25 protein-coding genes are annotated in these 24,506 nt (G+C 46.2%); 5 read left to right on the plus strand and 20 right to left on the minus strand.

Annotation, left to right across the window (positions count from 1 at the left end):
• The first annotated feature begins 53 nt into the window (after nucleotides 1–53).
• Complete coding sequence (yvfG, locus tag ACFVP7_RS18790) at nucleotides 54–272, plus strand: protein YvfG (RefSeq protein WP_003219905.1); 219 nt, start codon at nucleotides 54–56, stop codon at nucleotides 270–272.
• Nucleotides 273–281: 9 nt separating this feature from the next.
• Here yvfG and ACFVP7_RS18795 read toward each other — a convergent pair whose 3' ends face one another.
• From ACFVP7_RS18795 to ACFVP7_RS18865, 15 genes are all read right to left on the minus strand, one after another.
• Nucleotides 282–1,250, minus strand: a complete 969-nt coding sequence (locus tag ACFVP7_RS18795) for a polysaccharide pyruvyl transferase family protein (protein WP_338730989.1) — start codon at nucleotides 1,248–1,250, stop codon at nucleotides 282–284.
• The gene (locus ACFVP7_RS18800) at nucleotides 1,229–2,395 is read right to left on the minus strand and encodes an aminotransferase class I/II-fold pyridoxal phosphate-dependent enzyme (protein ID WP_338730991.1); all 1,167 of its coding nucleotides are present in this window, start codon (nucleotides 2,393–2,395) and stop codon (nucleotides 1,229–1,231) included. Before ACFVP7_RS18800 ends, ACFVP7_RS18795 begins: the two co-directional genes overlap by 22 nt.
• Nucleotides 2,396–2,399: 4 nt before the next feature.
• Nucleotides 2,400–3,050 (minus strand): acetyltransferase, encoded by a 651-nt coding sequence (locus ACFVP7_RS18805; RefSeq protein WP_160831757.1) that lies wholly within the window; start codon nucleotides 3,048–3,050, stop codon nucleotides 2,400–2,402.
• The gene (locus ACFVP7_RS18810) at nucleotides 3,047–3,655 is read right to left on the minus strand and encodes a sugar transferase (protein ID WP_015251185.1); all 609 of its coding nucleotides are present in this window, start codon (nucleotides 3,653–3,655) and stop codon (nucleotides 3,047–3,049) included. The genes ACFVP7_RS18805 and ACFVP7_RS18810 overlap by 4 nt, the downstream gene beginning before the upstream one ends.
• Nucleotides 3,652–5,169 (minus strand): MATE family efflux transporter, encoded by a 1,518-nt coding sequence (locus ACFVP7_RS18815; RefSeq protein WP_041850511.1) that lies wholly within the window; start codon nucleotides 5,167–5,169, stop codon nucleotides 3,652–3,654. The genes ACFVP7_RS18810 and ACFVP7_RS18815 overlap by 4 nt, the downstream gene beginning before the upstream one ends.
• Nucleotides 5,166–6,200 carry a glycosyltransferase gene (locus ACFVP7_RS18820; RefSeq protein WP_338730998.1) on the minus strand — a complete coding sequence of 345 codons (1,035 nt, stop codon included), beginning with the start codon at nucleotides 6,198–6,200 and terminating at the stop codon, nucleotides 5,166–5,168. Before ACFVP7_RS18820 ends, ACFVP7_RS18815 begins: the two co-directional genes overlap by 4 nt.
• Nucleotides 6,197–7,273, minus strand: a complete 1,077-nt coding sequence (locus ACFVP7_RS18825) for a polysaccharide pyruvyl transferase family protein (RefSeq protein ID WP_338731000.1) — start codon at nucleotides 7,271–7,273, stop codon at nucleotides 6,197–6,199. The genes ACFVP7_RS18820 and ACFVP7_RS18825 overlap by 4 nt, the downstream gene beginning before the upstream one ends.
• A 4-nt stretch (nucleotides 7,274–7,277) precedes the next feature.
• A complete protein-coding gene (locus ACFVP7_RS18830; protein WP_338731002.1) occupies nucleotides 7,278–8,312 on the minus strand; it encodes a glycosyltransferase family 2 protein in 1,035 nt (344 codons plus the stop codon).
• Between the two features lie 24 nt (nucleotides 8,313–8,336).
• Nucleotides 8,337–9,440: a biofilm exopolysaccharide biosynthesis protein EpsG gene (gene epsG / locus ACFVP7_RS18835; protein WP_003228259.1), complete on the minus strand. Its 1,104-nt coding sequence runs from the start codon at nucleotides 9,438–9,440 to the stop codon at nucleotides 8,337–8,339.
• Nucleotides 9,437–10,591, minus strand: a complete 1,155-nt coding sequence (locus tag ACFVP7_RS18840; protein ID WP_021480649.1) for a glycosyltransferase family 1 protein — start codon at nucleotides 10,589–10,591, stop codon at nucleotides 9,437–9,439. Before ACFVP7_RS18840 ends, epsG begins: the two co-directional genes overlap by 4 nt.
• On the minus strand, nucleotides 10,584–11,420 hold the full coding sequence (gene epsE, locus ACFVP7_RS18845; RefSeq protein ID WP_003244557.1) for a glycosyltransferase EpsE: 837 nt from the start codon (nucleotides 11,418–11,420) through the stop codon (nucleotides 10,584–10,586). Before epsE ends, ACFVP7_RS18840 begins: the two co-directional genes overlap by 8 nt.
• On the minus strand, nucleotides 11,417–12,562 hold the full coding sequence (locus tag ACFVP7_RS18850) for a glycosyltransferase family 4 protein (protein ID WP_338731008.1): 1,146 nt from the start codon (nucleotides 12,560–12,562) through the stop codon (nucleotides 11,417–11,419). The genes epsE and ACFVP7_RS18850 overlap by 4 nt, the downstream gene beginning before the upstream one ends.
• Nucleotides 12,563–12,573: 11 nt before the next feature.
• Nucleotides 12,574–14,394: a nucleoside-diphosphate sugar epimerase/dehydratase gene (locus ACFVP7_RS18855; RefSeq protein WP_171518537.1), complete on the minus strand. Its 1,821-nt coding sequence runs from the start codon at nucleotides 14,392–14,394 to the stop codon at nucleotides 12,574–12,576.
• 234 nt (nucleotides 14,395–14,628) lie between these two features.
• On the minus strand, nucleotides 14,629–15,312 hold the full coding sequence (gene epsB / locus ACFVP7_RS18860; RefSeq protein ID WP_003228249.1) for a protein tyrosine kinase EpsB: 684 nt from the start codon (nucleotides 15,310–15,312) through the stop codon (nucleotides 14,629–14,631).
• 5 nt (nucleotides 15,313–15,317) lie between these two features.
• Nucleotides 15,318–16,022 carry a YveK family protein gene (locus ACFVP7_RS18865; RefSeq protein ID WP_041338900.1) on the minus strand — a complete coding sequence of 235 codons (705 nt, stop codon included), beginning with the start codon at nucleotides 16,020–16,022 and terminating at the stop codon, nucleotides 15,318–15,320.
• Between the two features lie 245 nt (nucleotides 16,023–16,267).
• Between ACFVP7_RS18865 and slrR the strand changes: the two genes are divergently transcribed.
• The 3 genes from slrR (at nucleotide 16,268) to ACFVP7_RS18880 (ending at nucleotide 18,464) form a co-directional block, all read left to right on the plus strand.
• Nucleotides 16,268–16,726, plus strand: a complete 459-nt coding sequence (gene slrR, locus ACFVP7_RS18870) for an HTH-type transcriptional regulator SlrR (RefSeq protein ID WP_128441873.1) — start codon at nucleotides 16,268–16,270, stop codon at nucleotides 16,724–16,726.
• Between the two features lie 74 nt (nucleotides 16,727–16,800).
• Nucleotides 16,801–18,270, plus strand: coding sequence for a para-nitrobenzyl esterase (gene pnbA / locus ACFVP7_RS18875; RefSeq protein ID WP_087961276.1), 1,470 nt, complete (start codon nucleotides 16,801–16,803; stop codon nucleotides 18,268–18,270).
• Nucleotides 18,271–18,272: 2 nt separating this feature from the next.
• Nucleotides 18,273–18,464, plus strand: coding sequence for a hypothetical protein (locus ACFVP7_RS18880; RefSeq protein ID WP_003228241.1), 192 nt, complete (start codon nucleotides 18,273–18,275; stop codon nucleotides 18,462–18,464).
• A 26-nt stretch (nucleotides 18,465–18,490) separates the two neighbouring features.
• On the opposite strand, the gene padC is transcribed toward ACFVP7_RS18880, so the two are convergent.
• The 5 genes from padC to ACFVP7_RS18905 all read right to left on the minus strand — a co-directional run bounded on the left by padC (nucleotide 18,491) and on the right by ACFVP7_RS18905 (nucleotide 22,340).
• Nucleotides 18,491–18,976 carry a phenolic acid decarboxylase gene (padC, locus tag ACFVP7_RS18885; protein ID WP_003243190.1) on the minus strand — a complete coding sequence of 162 codons (486 nt, stop codon included), beginning with the start codon at nucleotides 18,974–18,976 and terminating at the stop codon, nucleotides 18,491–18,493.
• A gap of 22 nt (nucleotides 18,977–18,998) precedes the next feature.
• A complete protein-coding gene (locus ACFVP7_RS18890) occupies nucleotides 18,999–19,454 on the minus strand; it encodes a DUF3237 domain-containing protein (protein WP_041850507.1) in 456 nt (151 codons plus the stop codon).
• A 131-nt stretch (nucleotides 19,455–19,585) separates the two neighbouring features.
• Nucleotides 19,586–20,269, minus strand: a complete 684-nt coding sequence (gene racX / locus ACFVP7_RS18895) for a broad specificity amino-acid racemase RacX (protein ID WP_003244427.1) — start codon at nucleotides 20,267–20,269, stop codon at nucleotides 19,586–19,588.
• Nucleotides 20,270–20,284: 15 nt separating this feature from the next.
• Nucleotides 20,285–21,640 (minus strand): serine hydrolase, encoded by a 1,356-nt coding sequence (locus ACFVP7_RS18900; RefSeq protein ID WP_338731021.1) that lies wholly within the window; start codon nucleotides 21,638–21,640, stop codon nucleotides 20,285–20,287.
• A 148-nt stretch (nucleotides 21,641–21,788) separates the two neighbouring features.
• Nucleotides 21,789–22,340, minus strand: coding sequence for a hypothetical protein (locus tag ACFVP7_RS18905; RefSeq protein ID WP_029946010.1), 552 nt, complete (start codon nucleotides 22,338–22,340; stop codon nucleotides 21,789–21,791).
• Nucleotides 22,341–23,018: 678 nt separating this feature from the next.
• Here ACFVP7_RS18905 and sacB point away from each other — a divergent pair.
• A complete protein-coding gene (sacB, locus tag ACFVP7_RS18910) occupies nucleotides 23,019–24,440 on the plus strand; it encodes a levansucrase (protein ID WP_014480964.1) in 1,422 nt (473 codons plus the stop codon).
• Nucleotides 24,441–24,506: the final 66 nt, after the last annotated feature.

A 24,506-nucleotide genomic window follows, 5' to 3' on the forward strand; every position in this document is an offset into this window, starting at 1 on the left:
TACATGATTGAGATCACACCGTATACATTTATGAAAAAGGAGCTGCCAAAGAAATGTCTGAACTTTTTTCCGTCCCTTATTTTATTGAGAATTTAAAACAGCATATTGAAATGAATCAGTCTGAGGATAAAATCCACGCGATGAACAGCTACTACCGTTCCGTTGTTTCAACACTAGTGCAGGACCAGCTGACGAAAAACGCAGTTGTCCTGAAACGGATTCAGCATTTAGATGAAGCATACAACAAAGTCAAACGTGGAGAATCAAAATAAACCTTCCGCTCACATGTGAGCAGGAAGGTTTTCCTTCTTTGAGGCGTGCTGGATGAGCCGGGTGCCTGGCACTCCTTCCATCCAGGTATGAAAGTAATTGGCGTTTTTCCCATAGGAATTATCAATGACCGTGTTTTCTTTTTGAAGAAGAGAGGACAAGATGTGTCCGTGCAGCCTTGACGTTTCCACCGATTCGTAACGGCTGAAAAACCGAATGGCTTTTTGGACGATATAATCCGAGTATTTTCCCCATATATACGCAATGGGCAAAGGGTTGCCTGCTTTTTTATTCAGGACGTTCAGCGTTTGCAGAAAAGCAATCGTCCGGCGGTCTGAAGCTGACAGCACCGTGCGCCAGTCGTAGCTTTCCGCTTCTGTGTGTTCCTGAAGCGCCTGGTTTGCTTCATGATCTGTTCGGATAAATCTCAGCTTTTGATTGGACGGCTGCTGCGTGGGAATGACGGGAAACAGCTGATGAGCCATATCAGGCAGAAGCTGAATGTGATTTCTTGAAAAATAAGACTGTGCCGTAGCATAGGAGGCTTTTTCCCTTGTCATGATGTGAAGGTTCGCATGCTTAGAAAATATCTCTGCCGTCCGTTTGAGGTTGTCTTTGTTTTGAAAATAAATCGATTGCGGCAGGATCACAATTTTGTGGTTCGGATAGGTTTGGACGATTTTCTCTCTAAAGCCTTGATAATACGGATACAAATCCCCGAAGTTTCCGCCTCCCTGGCAGACGATGATGAGATTAGGATCCAGCTTTCGCCCGACTGGAAAATTGTCAGGATTCCAGCGTTTTCTGACCCGAATCCCGTGTTCTTTAAAGAAGGCTTCTGTTCCTTTCATAATAAATAAATCCCCTACATTTCCGTATAGAGGATAGTCGGCGTAAATGATTTCGGATTGTTTCGGAATGACGTCGAGCAGCCCGGACAGTTTCTGTTTCAGGCTGATCATCGAATGCTTGCTGTCCATTTCTTCACCTCGGCAGTTTGGAATACGTGCAGTAGCACTTCAATGACCCGGTCTTGCTCATCTTCTGTCATATTGGACCCCGATGGGAGACAGATTCCTCGCTTGAACAAATCTTCGCATACGCTTCCTGTATCTTCATGAGAATAAAATAAAGCCGGATCGAATAGCGGCTGGGTATGGAGCGGCTTCCACAGCGGACGGGCTTCAATGTTTTCTTCAGCAAGACGTTGAACGACGTCATATGGGCTGAGCCCGTTATCAAATGTGAGCGTGGTGAGCCAGCGATTGGATACGCCTGCTGCGTACTCCGGCATAAAGCGGACGCCGGCTATGTGACCGAGCGCATTTTTGTATCTCGTGAAAATGGTCCTTCTTTTCTCCACTCGCTCATCCAGCACCTCAAGCTGGGCAATGCCGACGCCGGCTAAGATATTGCTCAGCCTGTAATTATGTCCAATTTGACTGTGTTGATAATGAACAGCCGGCTCTCGTGCCTGCGAAGCGAGAAATCTTGCTTTTTCAATTGCGGCTTCATCATTTGAAACGAGCATCCCTCCCCCTGATGTGGTGATGATTTTGTTCCCGTTAAATGAAAAAATGCCGAAGCGCCCGAAAGTTCCGCTTTGCTTCCCTTTATAGACTGTTCCGAGAGATTCGGCTGCGTCCTCAATGACAGGAACTCCGTATGCATCACACAGGCTTACGATTTCATCCATTTTCGCGCTCTGCCCATATAGATTGACGGCAATCACCGCTTTTGGCAGTGTTCCATTTCTTTTCGCTTCCTCCAATGCTCTTTCAAGAGCTGTCGGCGACATATTCCACGTATCAGGCTCAGAATCAATAAAGACGGGCACCGCTTTTTCATATAGAATTGGATTGGCGGTTGCTACAAATGTGAAGGACTGGCAAAACACGCTGTCACCTTCTTTTACCTCAAGCAAACGCAGCGCGAGATGAATCGCCGCCGTTCCTGAGCTGACCGCAGCTGCTGCTTTTACACCGACTCGTTCTGCCAGCTGTTCTTCAAATGAATTCACGAGCGGCCCAAGCGGCGCGATCCAGTTTGAGCAAAAGGCTTCTGAAATATAGTGCTGCTCCCTGCCGCTCATATGAGGGGGAGATAAGTAGATTTTTTTATGCATAGAATCATCCTTTGTTTGATGTTTGAATGGAAGAAATGATGCGTGCCGGAGCACCGGCCGCCGTTACCCTGTCCGGTATGGGACGGATCACCGCGGAGCCGGCACCGACAATGCTCCAAGCCCCGATTGTAAGCTGCGGTATGACGGACGCACCTGTTCCAACGTGAGCGCCTTCCTGAACGGAAACCGCTCCTGACAGCGTGACACGCGGGGACAGATGAACGTAATCGCTGATTTGATTGTCGTGCTCTGCCACTGCACCCGTATTGATGATGCAATGAGCGCCGATACGCGCATCCGCCTGAATGATCGCGCCCGCCATAATCACTGTCCCTTCCCCGATGACAGCAGACTTGCTGACGATGGCTGACGGGTGAATCAATGTAATAAAATCGTCTTTCCTCAGTCCCAGTCGCTCCGCCAGCTGTTTTCTGACACTGTTATTCCCAACAGCAATCAGAAACAGCACATCAGGAATGAGCCTACGCAGTTCAGTAACGGCTTCCGGCGGTCCTGTGTACCATTCTTTTCCGCCTTCGAACGTTTTGAATTTATCATCCAGCACCGCGGCTAAGCGCGTATCTGAGCGGGCGTTTATCAGCTCTCTGATCACCTTTCCGTGTCCGCCGTCACCCACAATGGCCACGTTTTTCATGAGGACACATCTCCGCTTCCGGTAAACCGTTCCGCGGTCACATGATTGGTTTGCTGAATCCCTTCTGAAACAAGGACCTTTCGCACCGTCAAACATAAAATTTTCAAATCGAGAAAAAATGACCGGTTGTCAACGTACCAAACATCTAATTCAAATTTCTTTTCCCAGGAAATCGCGTTTCTGCCATTGATTTGTGCCCAGCCTGTGATACCCGGCTTCACCTCATGGCGCCGTGCCTGTTTTTCTGTATAAAGAGGCAGATAGTCCATCAAAAGCGGCCGCGGCCCGACAAGGCTCAGATCGCCCTTCAGGACATTCAGGAGCTGCGGAAGCTCATCAATGCTCAGCTTTCTGATCAGCCTGCCCGTTTTCGTCAGCCGGACTTCATCGGGCAGCAGATTTCCCTCACCGTCCCGTTCATCCGTCATTGTCCGGAACTTATATAGGGTGAACGGTTTGCCGTGCAGGCCCGGCCTTACTTGCTTAAAGAAGACAGGTGATCCTATTTTCAGCCTGACAACGGCGATGGTGAACAGAATGATCACACTTGTACAGCACAACAAAAAAATGGCGGCCGTCAGATCAAAAAGTCTTTTCAGGATCAAAGATTCACAGCTCCTTTCGTTTTTCGAAACCGTTTTAATACCAGCTGTCTTTCCTCTTTTGTACAAACGAGCATAAAAGCGAAAACAGCGTAGAAAAAGCTGACTGTCACTCCCGTCGCTATCAATGACGGCCAGCTGTCAATCTTCACAATGAACTGAATTGCCTTACAGACCGTCCAGGCAAACACAGCCGCTGAAAGAGGCCCGATGATGCCTTTAAAGAACACGTGCTTTTTGTAGCCTGTAATGCGGGATACGTAAAGCGGCGTAAAGATGGCATTTTTTAAAATAAGAGAAATGGCTCCTGCCAATGTTATGCCGTACAGACCGAGATGAGCCGGCCCGCTCAGCGTGACCGCCAGCACCACATTCACCGCACCTAACAGCAGGGTAACAATCGCCGGTGTTTTTTGTTGATTAAAAGCGGTCCATATATAAAACAGCGGCATAAAGGCGAGGCTGACAACCAAGTATCCGGCATGAATAAATAAAAGCGGTGCTATCGACGAAAAGGACGGTCCGAGCCAGATTGTCAAAAAAGGTCCCGCCAATCCGCCCAATAAGGCAGCAGGAAGTGCAAGCAAAAGACCATTGAGCCTCACTGCCTTATTGGCGTAATTCATCAATCCGTCCATATCGCCTTTTGAATAATATGAAGTCATGATAGGCGCAAACAGGGATGCGACCGTTCCGGCCAAGCTGCGCAAAAGCAGCGGAAACTGGATAATTGCCGCGTATTTCCCAGATGCGGACGCCCCAAGCATCAAATTGGCGGTTAACAGATCAATCTGCAAAAAAAGCAGGACGCCGATTTGATTGACGGAGCTCCATGCGCCCGCTTGAAACAGCTCCTTGCTTGTGCGGAATGAAAGATCCTTCATACGAAACGAAAACCACGGAATCAGCTTTTTGAAGAAATAGAAAGACAGCACAGACGCCATGACAGCACCAGCTAAAGCTGCAAGCTGGATCTGCCAGATTTTCGGCGCAAAGCATGCAAACAGGAGCAGCACAGACAGCACCCGTATAAGCATTTGCACCGCCTGAATGGAACTGGTGATATAAAGGCGGTTGGCATAAAATGGTGCAGCACCGAAACCCGCCATCAGAAACGTTAAAATAAACAGCACACTGCCGATTAAAATCGACAAGCGCACATCTGCCAAAAGCGCTTGCGGCACATTCATGACGCGGTCAATAAAAAAAGCCGAACCCGCAAGCGGCAGCAAGAGCAGCAATGAAATCAAAACAGAGGCCGCTAAATAATTGCTGATATACGCATTTGCTTTCTCCCGCTCTCCCCTGTGGGCAGCAACAGAAAAGAACCGAACGACAACCGAGCTGAGCGCCACGGTAATAACCGAAAAGTAATTAATCACATTTTGTGTCAAGTGAACAAAGCCAAACGCTTCGACACCGAGCGTTTTGACAATAAAAGGCGTCATCCAAACCGATAGGAAAACGGACAAGAGAAAAGCCGTGAGATTAGCGCTGAAGTTTATCGTGAATTTCATGCCTGCTTCGCACTGCCTTTCATTGTCCCCCGATGCTCGAAAAACAGCTTGATGAGAAAAGTGAGCCGCCATTTACACAGTGCTAATACCAAACGCTCTCCTCTTAATAATTTCTCATGCTGAAACGGTGTATGTCTGACAGCCTGCCGCACCATGTCATAGGATAAAATCTGCCTGATCTTCTTTTTGATGTCTTTCGGCGAATTCGGAGAAGCACAGGCATTTGCCAAAAGCATCGGAAGCTGATGCCTGCAAATGTACACATTCAAATCTTCTTTGCATGCGCCTGCTAAGCCGTAGTGATTGTAGAATGCGATTTTAGCCTGATATTGTTTTTGAAGATGTTCATCCATCGCCGGCTTATAAGGAATTTCTGTCAGGCTGTTCGGATTTTCACGATAAATGTACAATCCTTCATCAAGCATTTTCACCCGCTCCGCTTCGCAAAAAGCGGACAAATTGAAGGGAGAGTCTTCAGCAAAACGGATGTCTTCATCAAACAACAGATTCGCCCTTTCAAAAAGCTCACGACGGTAAAGATAACGCCATACATACCAGATAAATCTCGTTTCGTGAGCATGTTTAAGCTGTTCAGTCATTTCTGGTTTCGTCAGCACGCGGTTTGCCTCAAGCTGCGGCGGCACATATGTCCGCCTGTCCGATGACTGCTTGTAAAAACCGCATCCGACGATGTCAAGCTGATTTTGCTCCGCTTCTTCAGTCAGCCTCTGGAACATGGCGGATGATACATAATCGTCTCCGTCTACAAAGCCGATGTAAGTGCCCCGCGCGGCCTTTATTCCCGTATTTCGCGCTGAACTAAGCCCGCCGTTTGCCTGATGAATGACCCGGATTCTCGCATCCCGTTTTGCATAGTCCTCTGCAATCTCGCCTGAACGATCCGGTGTTCCGTCATTCACGAGGATGATTTCAATATCAGAAAGCGTTTGACGAAGCAAAGAATCAATGCACTCTTCTATAAATGGTTCAACATTATACATCGGGACAATAATGCTGACGAGCGGGGTCATTGCGCTTCACCGCTGATTTTGTCACGCAGACCTTTAAAATACACATCTCTCGGAAAGCCTGCACGGGGTGTTTCTTTTGTTAAAAGCTCATTGACTGCGGCTATTACGCGCTCTGGCTCCGGATGTTCTATCAGCTTCATGAACGGGATGTCTTTAAGCCATTGATAGCCCTCCATCACCTTATGGTCAAAGGAGCGAATGACAACACACGGCGTTCCTGTCAGCGCGCAAAAAATCATGCCATGAAGCCTGTCAGTGACGACGGCTTCTGCGCTTTGCAGCTTAGACCACAGTGCTTCAAGTTCTTGTTCGCGTGTATCCCGGCTGACCCGGCGGCCGATCGTTGTCGTAAAGGATTTGATCTCGCCGAATTCCTCAAATAGCGCAGCCTTGACCCGGTTCCTCTGGTCCTCCTGAAGCACGCTTTCCTGATCCTCGCGCAAACACATATAAACCCCTTCGCGTTCTGCGGGGGTCTTGCTTCTATCTAAATACAGCACCATGTCCGGCTGCTTCAAAATTGTTTTTTCTTGAAAATGCTGTTTCATAAATTGATACGTTGTTTCATCCCGTGCCATGAGCAATAGGCCGGGGTGCGCATTATAAATTTTCTGTGCCCGTTTCAGCTCTTTGCGCCCCTTTTTCGTGTCAGAAAAATGAGCCGTTGCCGGAAGCTGGATAACCCGATAGTCATGGAATGTTTTAATGATGAAGCGGCGCGTCCACTCCTCATAACGGTATAAATCCCCCATATTTCCGCCGCCGATGATAAAGACCATATCCTCCGGATGGCGCGAGCGGATCAGGTTTTTTGCTGATTTGTAAATGTCCTTCATATCGACCTCGACGATGTCAAAGTCCGGGTATTCTTGCTCAAGAAATGCCTTGCTGGCATAAGCAATTGCGTGATCTCCCAAATTGTCATGGGACGGCAGCAGGGTCAGTATGATTTTTTTCTGATGTGCTGCGGCCTTTACCGGTTGATCTGCCGCTCCCAGCCAATATTGGGACGGGTATTTGACCTTAAGCAGCAGCCATTCTGCAAAATTGATTTTCAACGATTGTAACGACATGTCCTCACCCTCTGTTTCTCATTTTGTACTCGATCACCCGCTGATACACAGCCGATGCCATAGCGACGAACGGAATTATTCTGTATTTCGCCATCAGAAGCAGGCATGACCGTTTTGCGTCAAAAGGAGCGGTACCCGTTTTTGAAAGACTTTCTTGAAACACCGGGTCCGCGCATATCACGCCAACATTTCGAAGCTTTTCAAACAGCCGGCGGCTGCCGCTCGTTTTCCATTCATTCAGCATACAGATGCTGCTGTGAAGAACGATAAAGGTATCAAGCTCCTTGCGATACTCCTCCAGTTTGTTGTTCTCCTGTAAAAACGCCGCATTCGCCTCATACAGCGCAAGTCCTGATTCAAACAATTTTTTCTGATAGCGCTGCACAATGGAGGAAAGGTGAATTCGGTAATGATAGAGCGGCGTTTTTACGTAGGATACTGAGCGGGCGAAAAAATGAGCCCTGAAGCTGAAAAACTGATCCTCGACATGCTCCAGCTCGCCTCGGAGCGGAAACGACAGCCGATGGGCTTCAATCATGCTTCTTCTGTACAGTTTGTTCCATGAAAACCCTCTGACCTTCCCTTCGAATAACGCCTTGATATAGTGCTCCTTCGGCTGATCCTGATAGGTTTGGGCAATGTCTGAGTCCATGGTTTTGCCAGTGTCCTCAAACTCTGCGGCGTAATTGCAAATGACCAGATCAGTTTCATCGCCTGCTGCCCGGAGCATCTGCTCGCAATAATCAGGCTCAATCCAATCGTCTGAATCAATAAACGCGATAAATTCGCCGCGTGCTGCCTTAATGCCTTTATTCCGTACCGCACCGAGACCCTGGTTCTCTTGATGAATCACCTTGAACCTGTTGTCCATATTGGCGTATTCTTCTGCGATATCCGGGCTGGCGTCTGCTGAACCGTCATTAACAATGATGATTTCTATATTGTCCACTGTCTGGTTCCGCAGTGATTCGAGACACGTTCTGATATATGTTTCTGTGTTATAAACAGCGACTAACAGACTAACCGCAGGTGTTTCCATAATGACCGGCTCCTCTTGCATAAATTACCGGGAAAAAATCGTTCTGTAAGGCAGAACGGATGAATCGACCGGCATAAGCAAATAACTGTAAAGAAAATAACAAACAACGATAGCGATATAGATAAGGGCGTTCGATTTTTCATCAAATATCCTGACGAAATAAGGGACTAAGATCATTTGATACAGACCGAAATAAATATTGAATCTGGCAAAAATCACGTCCTTTGTGGCCAAAAGGCCGAACAAAAAACCTAGCAGGCACAAATTAACGACAATATCGATTTGCGGCCACAGACTCCGCAATCGTTCTTTATAGCAAAATGCAAGGAACAGCGGCAGAACCAAAACAGCGATTTTGATCACATTCATTCCATTTGTGTTCGTCATGAGCCATTTTTCATAATGGCTGTATGAGCTGTTTTCAAGTACAACGACAAACACAGAAATAAATTTTTGATATAAAAATGTCATGCCGAGAAATAAAGCGGATAGGCCGAATATCGCCGGTGACCAGGCTTTTCTTCTGACAATAAAGTACACTGGAATCATAATCAGCGCGGACGAATGAAAGAGCGAGCTGACCAGTACAATCAGAAAATATCGCTTCCAGTTCCCGCTGATGATATAACGGATCGCCCAAAACAAAACAGCTGCGACCATGTATTGCCTGATGCCGTTAAAAGACGCGTAATAATGAAAGGTTCCCAAAAACAAAAAGACACTCAGCTCAAACGGCCTGCCATAGTCGGCGAGTGTCTTCATAATAAAGCTGTAGGTCACGACCGCAACCGTAAAATACATGATTTGCGGATCTTCCGTGATGAAATTCATCAGCCAAAGGAGTGCGGTAAACCCCGGATCGGTCGCCGTTTTTGCTGTGCCGAAACCGAATATCTGCCACACATTTTGATAATCGCCCGCCAATTCGTACAGCAGCGTGTACGTCTGAAAATCCGTGCCGACTCGATAGCGGAGACCTGACACGAGCACAAGTGAAGCGAGCGGAATCCAGATCAAAAGCTTATTCGGCCGATACCCCGTGGCAAGCGAATCGTCACGGCCGCCGCACATTTTAGCGAACCAAGACCAAATAAATACAATCCCCATATTGACGGCATATACAATCATCGGTTATGGTCCTTTTCCGTGCTGATGTTGTATACATTCAGCAGCGCTCCTACATTTTGCTGTGCATCGTAGCCAAGTTGAGCGAGTGTTTCTTTGATGAACTCACGCTTCGGCCTGCCTGCGGCGGCCGCCCTTGCAATGGTTTCAGCCCAGACGCTGATCGGCTCAGAAAGACTTAATCTTGTGACAAGCCCGAGACCGGCGTCGACTTTTTCTGTAATGCTGTCTGAAATGATGCATGGAAGCCCCGATGCCTGCGCTTCCACAAGCACAACCGGCAAGCCTTCGTACAGAGACGGCATGACAAATACATCGAATGTTCGCATCAGTTCATGGATCCGTTCTTCCGTGCCTAAAAAGAGGACGTCTGATAACAAATTCTGCTGCCGCGCCTCCTCCTCTATCTCCCCGCGCAACGGCCCGTCTCCCGCCAGAACGAGCTGAAAGCGAACGCCTCTTTCTTTGAGATGTGCGGCAAGTTTCAGCAGGAACGCGTGGTTTTTCACTTCATGAAACCGGGCCACATGGCCAATGATGAGCCGGTCGGCTGCAATGCCGCGTGCTGCTTTTTCTTCATCAGCCGCCTGCCCATTTGGGGCGAACAACTCAAGGTCAATCCCGTTAGGAAGAAGGTGAACACGCTCCCGCTCCATGTTGGACTGTCCAAATAAAAACCTGCCCGCATCCTCTCCGCAAGCACACAGCGCTGTCGCATTTGCCAAAATGAGCCGCCTGAACACGAGCAGCTGCAAGCGATCCTTCCAATTGAAGCCGGTCTTCCAAGACGTATTGTGGGAATGGCATACCCTGACCGGTACTCCGGCGAGCCTTGCCGCAAGGGCGATAAAACCCGTTTGGAAATCCGTGTGCGCATGAACGGCGCTGAACGGCCCGTTTTCTTTTATCGCGTTTCTCACATTCCTCACAAATGTAAGGGGATTGCTTTGCCCAATGCTCGGGACATAAAAAAGCCGCCCGCCTAAAGATAAAATCTCTTCATCGTAAGCGCACGGATCATTTCGATACGTTAAAAAATCAAATTGCACTTTGCTTTTGTCCATCTTCCGATATAAATTCATTACCATGGTTTCCGCGCCGCCCCTGTTCATGCCGCTGAGAACATGGAGTACGCGCTTTTGGCTGCTATTCATGCTTGACAAGCCCTTCTTTTTGGTTCATCACTCTTTTTTTATGGTAGCGATTCATCACGGCTGCAGGCATAAACGCGCGGATTAATGGTTTTGCGATATATATGTAATCAGATAAAGGAAGCTTCAAGCGTCTGCACGCCTGATAGACAAGGATGGCATTGTCGATTGAATACGTAAATGACCGCCGTTTGAATGCATCGCTGTCTTCCCTCACTTTATACAAGGCTTCCTGAAGATTATAGCCCCTGAAGCCCTCTTCAAAAAAGCGAAGCCACAAATCAATATCTTCCATTCGTCTCGTCCGCCGCACCGACCGGTAGCCTTTCAGCGTGCGGTAGGCACTCGCTCTCATCATAATCGTGCCATGGCAAAATGGGGTCCCTTTTGCCATGATGCCCGGCTCCGGAACAGAAGGCAGAATGCGGGCGCCTCTTACGCCAAATTCATCAAACACAAGCATGCCGGTGCCAACCACCTGATAATGTCGGTGCTTTTCTAAAAACGCGACCTGCTTTTCCAGACGGCGCGGAAACGAAAGGTCATCTCCATCCTGACGTGCGATATAATCGCCTGTCGCATGCGAAAGACAATGATTTAATGATGCGGCAAGCCGCTTATTTGTTTTGTTTTGAATCAGTTTGATGCGGTCGCTGTAATGAGCGGCATACTGCTTCGCGATGCGGAGCGTGCCGTCTGTTGACGCATCATCGCACAAAATCAGCTCCCAATTTTTATAGGATTGGCTGAGTATGGATTCTATGCTTTCTGCCAAAGTGCGTTCGCAATTATAAATGCCCATAATGACAGAAACTTTCGGTCCTGAGTTCATACGCTTTTCTCCTTTGTATCCATATCCATGTACGCGGAATAAATATCTGCCATTTCTTCCACCGTTCGCGCCTCCGAGAAGCGCAAGGCTGTTTTTCGGCCTTCCTGTCCCAGCTTTCGGCAGAGCTCCGGCTTATGGTAAAGCTGTTCAATCCGGCGGGCAAAAGCAGCACTGTCACCGATTTTGATCAGAAAACCGTTTTCTCCGTCGCGAATGATTTCCCGATGCCCGCGATTATCTGTGGCGATCGCCGGTTTTTCTGCCGCCATTCCCTCAAGCACATTCATACCGAGGCCTTCTCTAATGCTGGATGCGACAGATACATCCGCAAGCTGAATCAACTCATGTATGTCGCTGCAAAAGCCGTAAAAACAGACATTGACGGAGGCACCAAGCTTTTCAGCTAACGTTTGATACGTATGTTCCATTGCCCCTTCCCCGGCAAACACAAGGCGGAGTGAGGGAATTTTTTCTTTTAGCAAGGCTGCGGCTTCAATTAACTGCTTCTGGTTTTTGTTCAGATTGAGCTCAGCCGGATAAACCAATATAAAATCATCTTCACGGAACCCGTGCTTTTCTCTGAGTCTTTGCTGCTCTATCGGACTGACAGGCCGGAAACGCTCGGTATTGACGCCAATGCCGTGAATTTTCTGCGTCCTTCCGCCCGGCCTTTGAAGTCCTTTCGCCCGTATGTAATCCTCTTCATTAATCGTAATCAGGCAGTCTGTATATGCTGAAAGCCATTTCTCAACCGGATAGTAAAGAAGCCAATTTTTCATCGGTGCCCCTTTGCAGAAGTGAAAGCCGTGGGCTGTGTACAGCACCTTTGTTCCGTGCCGCCGTGCCTGCCTCGCCGCCAGTCTGGCGAGAACGCCGCCGACCGGTGTATGGCAATGGACAATGTCGTATTCATAGGTGTCGATCACATTCTTCAGCTGCCTATAAACGGCCAGGTTCTGAGGGTCAAAAGGTGACCTGCGAATCGGGATGGAGAATTTCTCATCCACATACGGCAGCTTGGTTTGTCCGTTCGCGGCGACATGAACCTCCCAGCCCATTTGTTTGAACCATTTAAAATAAGGGAGGTGAAAGGCCTTAAAATGATAATCAACAGTCGCGCAAAACAATATCTTTTTCGTCATTTTCACTCCCCCTAATGAACACTGGCAGCCGTCATTTCTTCTGATGTATTGATTGCAGCAAACAGCCTCGCTCTCAGGTCGGCTTCCGGCAGCTCATGAAAATCCTCGATAAAGCGCATCAGCACCGGCCAATCGCCGTCCACCGCTTTACCGATGTGAATTTTTGGAAAGATTTGTTCAGCATGGACTTCATTTTTGTTCAGCAATTCTTCATACATTTTTTCGCCCGGACGAATGCCTGTGAATTCGATCGGAACCTGCTCAGTCGTGTAGCCGGACAAATGAATGAGGTTTTTGGCAAGATCCACAATCTTTACGGGCTCTCCCATATCGAGAACGAAAATCTGACGCCCTTTCGCCAGTGCCCCAGCCTGAATCACAAGCCTTGATGCCTCGGGAATCGTCATGAAATAGCGGGTCATTGCCGGATGTGTTACTGTCACCGGGCCGCCTTTTTCAATCTGTTTTTTGAAAATCGGAATGACGCTGCCGCGGCTCCCGAGTACATTGCCGAAGCGAACAGCGACAAATTTGGTTCTGCTGACTTTCCCAAGATTCATAATAATCATCTCTGCGAATCGTTTTGTCGCCCCCATTACATTGGCTGGGTTCACCGCTTTGTCCGATGAAATCAGCACGAATGTCTCTGTTCCCGACATATCGGCTGCTTCCGCGACATTTTTTGTTCCGATAATATTGTTTTTGACCGCCTCTTCAGGATTGTGTTCCATTAAAGGCACATGCTTATGGGCAGCTGCATGATAGACAACATGCGGCTCGTATTTTTTCATCAAGGTAAACATTTTATCGCGGTCCTGCACATCAGCGATTTCCGTATGGAATACAATGTGTTTGCCGAATCGTCCGTTCAGCTCTGTATAAATCGAATGAATGCTGTTTTCCCCATGGCCGAGCAGAATAATTTCCTTAGGCTGAAACGCGCTGATCTGACGGCAGATTTCCGAGCCGATTGATCCGCCCGCTCCCGTGACGAGAACTGTTTTTCCTTTGATGCGGTTCGAAATTTCGCTAGTGTCGAGGGTTACCGGCTTTCTGCCGAGCAAGTCCTCAGCTTTTACATCTCTGATTTGTCCTGCAGTTCGTGTGCCAAGCAGCATTTCATCAAAATGAGGCATAATTTTAATGCTTACTCCGGTTCGCACACATTCTTTATATAACACCTGAAGCTCATGGGTGCGGAGTGAAGGAATGGCAATAATAATATAATTAATTTTGAGCTTTTGCACCGCAGGCATGATACTTTCTTTTCCGCCGATTACGGGCAGTCCCATAATTTCTAATTTATGCTTCGTTTGGTCGTCATCAATAAAAGCGACAGGTATGATATCAGGTTCATCTTTCGAAAGCAGCTGCCTGACCATCAGAGTCCCACCTGAGCCCGCCCCGATAATCAGCGCGCGGGACGAGGCGCAACGTTTTTTCCTGATGCTTTCGTTTAATACTCTGGATAAAATACGGGTCCCTCCAATAGACAAAAGCTGAAGCACCCAGCACGCGGTTAACAGACGGAAGAACATCGTGTGATACACAGCATACTGAATGATACCGGTCACAGCGGCGGAAAGCGTAATGCCCTTAAGCAGGACAATCAGCTCGCCAAGTCCGGTGTATGTCCACACCTGTTTATACTGATTGAACAGGAAAGCACACACATGATAGCTGAGGAGCAAGCTGACAGCGGTAAGCAGTAATGCTCCGGAGTCATAAAATTGATAGGAATCTTTTAAAAATTGATATCCTGCAATAACTGAATTTAAAACGAGGTAAGTATCCAGCGCAATAATCATTGACAGTCTTCTCCGGTAACTCAACCTTTTCCCCCCTAATTCTTTTATCGGTTTAGCTGCGGCGGTTTTCGTCTCTCCAAAAAATCGGCAGCAGCTAAACCGACAATACGTCCTATGTATATATCAGATAAGTGGGCATTTAACCCATCCTCACGCCCCGCCAGCGACGACCAGCATCTAAGGCAGCAACTTCAGCTGCCCACAGCAGAGCCGAGTGCCTCCATTGATACAGGTCAGGAGACATCACCTTTACAAAAACTAGTAGGAATAGTGTTCCGATTTTTTCATTTTCTTTTTGTTTAAAAGAGCGCCTAACAGCTTCGCATTGGATTGTTCCAGTGCATCTTTTGCTTTCAGAACGGTATCGGTTTTTGTTTTTCCGCTTAAAACGACGAGCACGCTGCCGTCTGTCTGATTTGCTAGAATCTGAGCATCTGCAACAGCCAAAAGAGGAGGGGAATCAAAGATGACGAGGCTGAATTGTTCATAGATCTCAGATATTAAGTCTCCCATTGCTTTTGAAGACAGCAGTTCTGCCGGGTTTGGCGGGGTCGGCCCGCTTGTCAGTACATATAAGTTATCGATCGGCGTCTTTTGCACCGTCTCACTGAGTGAAGCATTGCCGACCAGCACATTTGTCAGCCCGGTTACATTATCAACCTGAAACGTTTGATTGATGGTCGGCTTTCTTAAATCGGCATCCACCAGCAGTACTTTCTTTTCCTGCTGCTGCGCAAAGACAGCCGCAAGATTCGCTGCACTGAACGATTTACCTTCACCAGGCACAGAGGAGGTGACGAGGATAGATCGCAAGTTGGTCTGGACAGATGAGAACTCAATGTTTGTCCGAATGGTGCGATATTGTTCCGCAACAACTGATTTATTGTGTAAAACAGATATTTGAGCCAAACCTCGCCTTGCTTTCTTTTTTCTAAAGATCACTCGCTTCACTCCCCGAAATGTTTTATCCCGCGATTCCGCCCTTTGTGGACATCAGGAACGGAGCCTAAGCATGGCAATCCGGTTCTCTCGCTGAGCTGCCGTGCGCTTTTGCAAGTATCATCGAGAAAATGCAGAAAAAATGCCAGTGTAATGCCGCCCATGACAGCAGCGCCAAAAGCCATGACCATATTTCGCAGCCTGGCTGGCTTGATCATCGGGCTTTCAGAAGCCTTCGCCTCTGATAATATATGTACGCCTTGTACATTCATTCTTTCATCTACTTCTTTTTCAAACTTGTTCACTAACGTGTTCGCAATCTCAGCCGCTTTCGCCGGATCGTGATCCTGAACGGCAACGTTAATAATTTCTGATTCATTTTCACTGCTGGTAACCACTTTTCCTTTCAGCGAGGAAGCCGATTCAGATAGGTGCAATTCCGCCTTAACTTCTTCCATCAAGGCAGTGCTTTTCATAATCGATTGGAACGTGCTGCTATACTGAAGATTTCGCTGGATGTCACTGAGATTCGAGTTTTCTTCACCGTCTGATTCATGAACCAGCACCTGTGTCGACGCCTGGTAGGTCGGTGAAATGACCTTAAATTGCACAAAACCCATCATAAGGGTGACGCCGATTGTGATGAGCAGAATCAGCACGAATCTGTGTCTGACAATCGCATATAATTCTTTGAAACTCATATTCTCATTCATGTATTCATAGCCTTCAGCCTTCCCGCGGCTGGCTTCCCGCGCCCCTTTCTGTTAATGATTGGATTATAAAAGAAAACGTTATTATTTAAAAATTGCAAAATAAGCCAATAAGTTCTCTTTAGAGAACAAAATCATGATTTTCCTCTAATTTACTGCACTTCCCTTATTATTTTAAATTTTATAAAGAACGAAATATTCCTTATAATGAACGAAATAACGACAGGAATAGAGGAGAATTTCATATTATGATTGGAAGAATTATCCGTTTGTACCGTAAAAGAAAAGGCTATTCTATTAATCAGCTGGCTGTTGAGTCAGGCGTATCCAAATCCTATTTAAGCAAGATTGAAAGAGGCGTTCACAAGAATCCGTCCGTTCAATTTTTAAAAAAAGTTTCTGCCACACTGGAAGTTGAATTAACAGAATTATTTGACGCAGAAACAATGATGTATGAAAAAATCAGCGGCGATGAAGAAGAATGGCGCGTACATTTAGTGCAAGCCGTACAAGCGGGGATGGAAAAGGAAGAATTGTTCACTTTTACGAACAGGCTCAAGAAAGAACAGCCTGAAACTGCCTCTTACCGCAACCGCAAACTGACGGAATCCAATATAGAAGAATGGAAAGCGCTGATGGCGGAAGCAAGAGAAATCGGCTTGACTGTCCATGAAGTCAAATCCTTTTTAAAAACAATGGGAAGATGATGATCGGTTAAGGGCTAACGTTCGCATCTATAGGGTAAATCTGTTTATAATGGGGGAAAAAGGGAGAGAACACAATGACTCATCAAATAGTAACGACTCAATATGGCAAAGTAAAAGGCACAACGGAAAACGGCGTACATAAGTGGAAAGGCATCCCCTATGCCAAGCCGCCTGTCGGACAATGGCGTTTTAAAGCACCTGAGCCGCCTGAAGTGTGGGAAGATGTGCTTGATGCCACAGCGTACGGCCCTATTTGCCCGCAGCCGTCTGATTTGCTGTCACTGTCGTATACAGAGCTGCCCCGCCAGTCCGAGGATTGCTTGTATGTCAATGTATTTGCGCCTGACACTCCAAGTCAAAATCTTCCTGTCATGGTGTGGATTCACGGAGGCGCTTTTTATCTAGGAGCGGGCAGTGAGCCATTGTATGACGGATCAAAACTTGCGGCACAGGGAGAAGTTATTGTCGTTACATTGAACTATCGGCTGGGGCCGTTTGGCTTTTTGCACTTGTCTTCGTTTGATGAGGCGTATTCCGATAACCTTGGGCTTTTAGACCAAGCCGCCGCACTGAAATGGGTGCGGGAGAATATTTCAGCGTTTGGCGGTGATCCCGATAACGTAACAGTATTTGGAGAATCCGCCGGCGGCATGAGCATTGCCGCGCTGCTTGCTATGCCTGCGGCAAAAGGCCTGTTCCAGAAAGCAATCATGGAAAGCGGCGCTTCTCGAACGATGACGAAAGAACAAGCGGCGAGCACCTCGGCAGCCTTTTTACAGGTCCTTGGGATTAACGAGGGCCAACTGGATAAATTGCATACGGTTTCTGCGGAAGATTTGCTAAAAGCGGCTGATCAGCTTCGGATTGCAGAAAAAGAAAATATCTTTCAGCTGTTCTTCCAGCCCGCCCTTGATCCGAAAACGCTGCCTGAAGAACCAGAAAAAGCGATCGCAGAAGGGGCTGCTTCCGGTATTCCGCTATTAATTGGAACAACCCGTGATGAAGGATATTTATTTTTCACCCCGGATTCAGACGTTCATTCTCAGGAAACGCTTGATGCAGCGCTCGAGTATTTACTAGGGAAGCCGCTGGCAGAGAAAGTTGCCGATTTGTATCCGCGTTCTCTGGAAAGCCAAATTCATATGATGACTGATTTATTATTTTGGCGCCCTGCCGTCGCCTATGCATCCGCACAGTCTCATTACGCCCCTGTCTGGATGTACAGGTTCGATTGGCACCCGAAGAAGCCGCCGTACAATAAAGCGTTTCACGCATTAGAGCTTCCTTTTGTCTTTGGAAATCTGGACGGATTGGAACGAATGGCAAAAGCGGAGATTACGGATGAGGTGAAACAGCTTTCTCACACGATACAATCAGCGTGGATCACGTTCGCTAAAACAGGAAACCCAAGCACCGAAGCTGTGAATTGGCCTGCGTATCATGAAGAAACGAGAGAGACGCTGATTTTAGACTCAGAGATTACGATCGAAAACGATCCCGAATCTGAAAAAAGGCAGAAGCTATTCCCTTCAAAAGGAGAATAAATATGGGGAAAACAGGATACATTGGTGCTGCCATTGTTGTGGCAGCTTGTATCATTATTTTGTCGGCCGTGGTATGTTTACGGGACACAGTCTATTACCAGCCTATGCGCTGGACTGGCATCATACTGTTTTTCGCGGGAATTGTGATGGTTCCCGCATACTCAGCAAAAAGAAAACCCGGAAAAGAGAAGTAATTCTCTTTTCCGGGTTTTTATGTTTATTATAATCTTCCCGCGCGAATATCGTCTGTCATTCCCTCATAAGGAGCCTTCGAAATCACTTCTTCGTTGTCGACTCCTTCATTTTTCAGAAATGTAATTTCCGCAAATTCAGGTACAACGTATTTTGGATACGTTTCATATTTTTCGCGGGATTCTTTCATCAAATCAATGTGGTCATTTTGGTAGCAAACCGTAATTTCAGGATGTTCATGCACCCATTTCGGGAAGAAAATAATGCCATGCATGCGTTTTTCATTTGGCATAAAGTTTAATGAAACATCCGTGCCAGTCGGCTCTGTCCAAGACACTTTATATACGCCTTCTGTCAGTTTGACAATATTCACTTCCTGATCCCGAACCCAGCGTCCGGCAACCATTCCGCTATGAATTCTATAATCAATTGTATGGTCGTTTTTAATATAAATCTCGTATTCCCATCCGTTTTCATACGTATAAATCATGTGGCTTCCGATAAAGTTTTCCATCTTACACACTCTCCTTAGTCTTTTACTGTACTTCATAAATGTCTAGTAGAACGTAATCAGGGGTTCTTTCTGCGGAACCGATAAACAAGCGGTCATGGAGCCATTGATAGACTTCACTGCCTGTTTCAAACGTCGGTACCGTACGAAAATAAACATGCTCCGGTTCAATAATTTCCCCGGCTGCCGCTTGTTTTCGAAACGGCTCGCTGACTTGCCGTATTCCATTGTTTTCAATGTAAATCAGTTCATGATCTGCTGTTTCAATCACATACCTGGCAGATAAATCTGTTCTGCCGTTAGCGCGAATCATTTGTGAATCGGCACCGCCCGGCAAAATACGTCCCTTTACTTCCCCGGTTATTGTTCCCGAACGAATCGGAATGAATCGTCTCAGTCCCAGGCTTGTCTCACCAATCGTGATAGGCGGATCAACCTTGATTTCTAAAGAGGCGAATGGTTTTAAAACCGGCTTCTTCACGAGAACCACCTCACCTTCAGAAAAAAATCATGTAACTATTTACATGTTTACTTTAACACCATTGCAGTTAACTGTCAAACAATAGGAACATAAAAAAACAAGGACTGTTTGAAGACAGTCCTTGTTTGAAGCTAGCTTTGATAAGCAAGATATGTGCTGACAGTGCTTTTGGCAAGACAGGCAGAGGAATCTATAATCGGAATCTCACTTTGAATATGATCTAACACCGCATTTAAATCCGTGCAGGCTGAAATGATGATGTCTGCATGCTGACTGATTTCTTCATATAGCGTCTGCCACAATGCTTGTGTATGCTGCATATGATTTGGCTGTTTGATTGCGGCGATAAGCTGGTTCACAGCCTGCTGCCAATGGTCCTTGTGAATAACTTCTTGTCCATTTCCCTTCAGAACTTTTTGGTAGATGGCGGATTGGATGGTTGGCTCTGTTCCTAAAACCACCGCTTTTTTTGCGGGATGCGGAATCTCTTTTATCGTTTCCTCAACAATATGCAACATAGGAACCGACAATGCCTGCTGAATCTCTTCATAGTAGACATGCGCCGTATTACAAGGCAGCGCAATGAAATCCACGCCTGTTTTCTCGAGCTTTACCGCTCCGTCGATAATCGCTTTTTTCATCTCGTCATGGTCAATTGGACGATCTGCATAGAAGGGCGTCGGGCATGAATAGATCATCATGTGCGGGTAGTCAATATCGTTTGAAGCCCCATACAGCTTCTGACAGTAATCAATCACCTTATCAATAAACGGCGAGGTCGATTTCGGCCCCATTCCGGCTAATATTCCGATCATCAAATTCATTCCTTTCTACTTCGTACGGACCGCTTCTTCCTCTGAGCCATCCTCATAGAGGATAAAGCTTTTCGCAGCATCCTCACCTAACGTAAACTCGACTTCAACAGACAATGCTCGCAGAAAGAAACGGGTTTCCGAGGAAGGAAATAACTCGAGTCTCAGCTGTCCGGCGATCTCCAAATAAAGCCGTTCATTCTCGGCTGTCACCTGTGCAGCCGTCCCATCCTGCAACAGGTAGCTGCCAACATAGCGGCTGTATATCGCCGTATCAATTACTTTTTTCTTTTTATCAGCAGGACGTTCCGGGACCTCATATGGCTGGCCAAATAGAATATGTTCCGCCGCCTTCAGAATCGCTTGTTCATATTCAGTATCCTCTTCCTTATTACTCAAATAGATCAGTGTTTTACGATGATCGATATATCGGATCATCAACGTCGAATAGCCGGGCCATCCTCCGCTGTGGCTGACAACCCGCCCTTTTTCAGGACTGTTTTGCAGTACCCAGCCAAAGCCATAATCAATTGTTTCTCCATTGTTGAGGCGCACTGGAGAAAACGCGGATTCCTTAGAAGCCTTGCTGATGAAATCGTCCTGATATAAAGCCTGATCAAATCGAAACAAATCGCTTGTGACAGAGTTCACCGTCCCATCTCCCTGTATGCCATCGAGATACACAACATAGTTCGTTTCCTCCAGCTCATCAGGGAGGACGTATGTTTCGGAGTGTACATCATACACATATCCATATGCATAATGATCAATTCGCTCAGGCGAAAGCCTCCTGTTATACACTCTTGTTTCATTCATGCCTGCCGGTAAAATAATACTTGTTTTCATAAAATCCGCATAGCTCATGCCAGATGCTTTTTCAATGATAACCGCCAGCAGCACATACCCCGTATTGCTGTACAGCCAGCCTTCATTCGGCTCAAAATAACCGGGCAGCCCCTCATTCATCAGCATATCGACAATATCCTGATTCACCGCAATCTTGTGCGGATCCCAATTAGCAAAAAACCAACCCATATAATCAGGAAGCCCTGACGTATGGTTCAATAAATGCCGAATCGTTACACCCTGGTACGGAAAACCGGGCAGCCAGCGATCCACTTTATCTTCATAGCCAAGAATCCCCTTCTCCTCCAGCAAGATGATTCCCAATGCTGTAAAAGGCTTTGACAAAGACGCTAACTCAAACAAAGAGTTGGTTTTCAACGGGCGTTTTTCCGTCATTTCCGCATAGCCAAAAGAGTGGTGATATAAAATATCGCCACCCTCCGCAGCTAGAACCGTCCCGTTAAACTGATGTTTTTCGCCTAATGTCTCAAATAACGTCTGAAGATTCTTTCTTTTATTCTGCTTCATTCCTCCACCTCCCATATCTCTGTACGTTACTAACCTACTAACGTTTCAAATATTTTGAAAACAATAAAAAAAGCTGATTAATCCTCAAATAGGAAAAATCAACTTTAATATAGCGGTATTAGATCTGCATGAATCAAAAAATCCTCTTTTATGAAGTCGGAGAAGGAACTCTAGCGGCTGCAAAATGGGTTCTCGTAGTCGCTTGAATGACTCCTGCGGCAGTACTCCTCATTGCAACTGTCACCGTATCTCCGGCGTTTAACTGAAGAATTTCCGTAATGGCTACGACAGCGGGGAGATTCCCTGCTTGAAATTGGTTATTTCCGCCGCCTACCACATCTTGATTCACGAGAAATACGACTTCTAAGTTGAAGCCAACATTCGCATTCGCTTGAAATTCAACTGATGCATTAAGAGAATACACGCCTGCTGTTCTCGGGGAAAATGTAGATGTGCCGGGGTTATATTCATTCGCCAAATCAAATTGGACATTTTGAAAAAGAACTCCGCTGGCTGCATTTGCAGCAACTGACAGATTCATATTGCTGGTGGCTCTGAAAGCAGAAATAGGCTGGTTCGTCATTGGTGCGAAGGACTGGTTTTGTTGAGCTGATGGGGTATTTCCATTTGTGACACTTGGTGATAAAAGAGGTTCCGGTCGATCGTTCCTCTTAATCCATTTAGTTGGCCGGGGCTGCATAACTTTTTCCTCCTTATAAGCCTTACGCTTCTATCATTTGTTTGCTAGTTAATACATTATTATATTAATCGTTACAGACATTGAAACGGTATCTGCCCGACTGTATTCAAAAATAGAAATCACAGCAGCATGTTCCCAAAACAGATTACTGCTTTTGATCCAAGAGGCATGCTTCATCAAGGCATCAGACGATCTTATATGAAAGACCTCAGTTAGAGATCCTTTTTAACCCATCACATATACCTGCCGTTCACTATTATTTAGTGAAATGAGATATTATGATATTTTCTGAATTGTGATTAAAAAGGCAACTTTATGCCCATGCGACAGAATTATAAAAAATCGGCGAACGAAAAGAAGCAGATAGATTTTTTAGTTCTTTAGGCCCGTAGTCCGTAAATCCTTTTATGATTTTCTATCAAACAAAAGAGGAAAATAGACCAGTTGCAATCCAAACGAGAGTCTAATAGAATGAGGTCGAAAAGTAAATCGCGCGGGTTTGTTACTGATAAAGCAGGCAAGACCTAAAATGTGTAAAGGGCAAAGTGTATACTTTGGCGTCGCCCCTTACATATTTTAGGTCTTTTTTTATTGTGCGTAACTAACTTGCCATCTTCAAATAGGAGGGCTGGAAGAAGCAGACCGCTAACACAGTACATAAAAAAGGAGACATGAACGATGAACATCAAAAAGTTTGCAAAACAAGCAACAGTATTAACCTTTACTACCGCACTGCTGGCAGGAGGCGCAACTCAAGCGTTTGCGAAAGAAACGAACCAAAAGCCATATAAGGAAACATACGGCATTTCCCATATTACACGCCATGATATGCTGCAAATCCCTGAACAGCAAAAAAATGAAAAATATCAAGTGCCTGAATTCGATCCGTCCACAATCAAAAACATCTCTTCTGCAAAAGGCCTAGACGTTTGGGACAGCTGGCCATTACAAAACGCTGACGGCACAGTCGCAAACTATCACGGCTACCACATCGTCTTTGCATTAGCCGGAGATCCTAAAAATGCGGATGACACATCGATTTACATGTTCTATCAAAAAGTCGGCGAGACTTCTATTGATAGCTGGAAAAACGCTGGCCGCGTCTTTAAAGACAGCGACAAATTCGATGCAAATGATTCTATCCTAAAAGACCAAACGCAAGAATGGTCAGGTTCAGCCACATTTACATCTGACGGAAAAATCCGTTTATTCTACACTGATTTCTCCGGTAAACATTACGGCAAACAAACACTGACAACTGCACAGGTAAACGTATCAGCATCAGACAGCTCACTGAACATCAACGGTGTAGAGGATTATAAATCAATCTTTGACGGTGACGGCAAAACGTATCAAAATGTACAGCAGTTCATCGATGAAGGCAACTACAGCTCAGGCGACAACCATACGCTGAGAGATCCTCACTACGTAGAAGATAAAGGCCACAAATACTTAGTATTTGAAGCAAACACTGGAACTGAAGATGGCTACCAAGGCGAAGAATCTTTATTTAACAAAGCATACTATGGCAAAAGCACATCATTCTTCCGTCAAGAAAGTCAAAAACTTCTGCAAAGCGATAAAAAACGCACGGCTGAGTTAGCAAACGGCGCTCTCGGTATGATTGAGCTAAACGATGATTACACACTGAAAAAAGTGATGAAACCGCTGATTGCATCTAACACAGTAACAGATGAAATTGAACGTGCGAACGTCTTTAAAATGAACGGCAAATGGTACCTGTTCACTGACTCCCGCGGGTCAAAAATGACGATTGACGGCATCACGTCTAACGATATTTACATGCTTGGCTATGTTTCTAATTCTTTAACTGGCCCATACAAGCCGCTGAACAAAACTGGCCTTGTGTTAAAAATGGATCTTGATCCTAACGATGTAACCTTTACTTACTCACACTTCGCTGTACCTCAAGCGAAAGGAAACAATGTCGTGATTACAAGCTATATGACAAACAGAGGATTCTACGCAGACAAACAATCAACGTTTGCACCAAGCTTCCTGCTGAACATCAAAGGCAAGAAAACATCTGTTGTCAAAGACAGCATCCTTGAACAAGGACAATTAACAGTTAACAAATAAAAACGCAAAAGAAAATGCCGATATCCTATTGGCATTTTCTTTTATTTCTTATCAACATAAAGGTGA

This window comes from Bacillus sp. SG20033, assembly GCF_044570195.1.
In the GTDB taxonomy this organism is placed as follows: Bacteria; Bacillota; Bacilli; order Bacillales; family Bacillaceae; genus Bacillus; species Bacillus subtilis.

Bases quoted from the DNA above. Each gene is read 5' to 3' on its own strand.
- yvfG (WP_003219905.1), top strand. From the start codon at position 54: ATGTCTGAACTTTTTTCCGTCCCTTATTTTATTGAGAATTTAAAACAG.
- ACFVP7_RS18795 (WP_338730989.1), bottom strand. From the start codon at position 1,250: ATGGACAGCAAGCATTCGATGATCAGCCTGAAACAGAAACTGTCCGGG.
- ACFVP7_RS18800 (WP_338730991.1), bottom strand. From the start codon at position 2,395: ATGCATAAAAAAATCTACTTATCTCCCCCTCATATGAGCGGCAGGGAG.
- ACFVP7_RS18805 (WP_160831757.1), bottom strand. From the start codon at position 3,050: ATGAAAAACGTGGCCATTGTGGGTGACGGCGGACACGGAAAGGTGATC.
- ACFVP7_RS18815 (WP_041850511.1), bottom strand. From the start codon at position 5,169: ATGAAATTCACGATAAACTTCAGCGCTAATCTCACGGCTTTTCTCTTG.
- ACFVP7_RS18820 (WP_338730998.1), bottom strand. From the start codon at position 6,200: ATGACCCCGCTCGTCAGCATTATTGTCCCGATGTATAATGTTGAACCA.
- ACFVP7_RS18825 (WP_338731000.1), bottom strand. From the start codon at position 7,273: ATGTCGTTACAATCGTTGAAAATCAATTTTGCAGAATGGCTGCTGCTT.
- ACFVP7_RS18830 (WP_338731002.1), bottom strand. From the start codon at position 8,312: ATGGAAACACCTGCGGTTAGTCTGTTAGTCGCTGTTTATAACACAGAA.
- epsG (WP_003228259.1), bottom strand. From the start codon at position 9,440: ATGATTGTATATGCCGTCAATATGGGGATTGTATTTATTTGGTCTTGG.
- ACFVP7_RS18840 (WP_021480649.1), bottom strand. From the start codon at position 10,591: ATGAATAGCAGCCAAAAGCGCGTACTCCATGTTCTCAGCGGCATGAAC.
- epsE (WP_003244557.1), bottom strand. From the start codon at position 11,420: ATGAACTCAGGACCGAAAGTTTCTGTCATTATGGGCATTTATAATTGC.
- ACFVP7_RS18850 (WP_338731008.1), bottom strand. From the start codon at position 12,562: ATGACGAAAAAGATATTGTTTTGCGCGACTGTTGATTATCATTTTAAG.
- ACFVP7_RS18865 (WP_041338900.1), bottom strand. From the start codon at position 16,022: ATGAATGAGAATATGAGTTTCAAAGAATTATATGCGATTGTCAGACAC.
- slrR (WP_128441873.1), top strand. From the start codon at position 16,268: ATGATTGGAAGAATTATCCGTTTGTACCGTAAAAGAAAAGGCTATTCT.
- pnbA (WP_087961276.1), top strand. From the start codon at position 16,801: ATGACTCATCAAATAGTAACGACTCAATATGGCAAAGTAAAAGGCACA.
- ACFVP7_RS18880 (WP_003228241.1), top strand. From the start codon at position 18,273: ATGGGGAAAACAGGATACATTGGTGCTGCCATTGTTGTGGCAGCTTGT.
- padC (WP_003243190.1), bottom strand. From the start codon at position 18,976: ATGGAAAACTTTATCGGAAGCCACATGATTTATACGTATGAAAACGGA.
- racX (WP_003244427.1), bottom strand. From the start codon at position 20,269: ATGATCGGAATATTAGCCGGAATGGGGCCGAAATCGACCTCGCCGTTT.
- ACFVP7_RS18900 (WP_338731021.1), bottom strand. From the start codon at position 21,640: ATGAAGCAGAATAAAAGAAAGAATCTTCAGACGTTATTTGAGACATTA.
- ACFVP7_RS18905 (WP_029946010.1), bottom strand. From the start codon at position 22,340: ATGCAGCCCCGGCCAACTAAATGGATTAAGAGGAACGATCGACCGGAA.
- sacB (WP_014480964.1), top strand. From the start codon at position 23,019: ATGAACATCAAAAAGTTTGCAAAACAAGCAACAGTATTAACCTTTACT.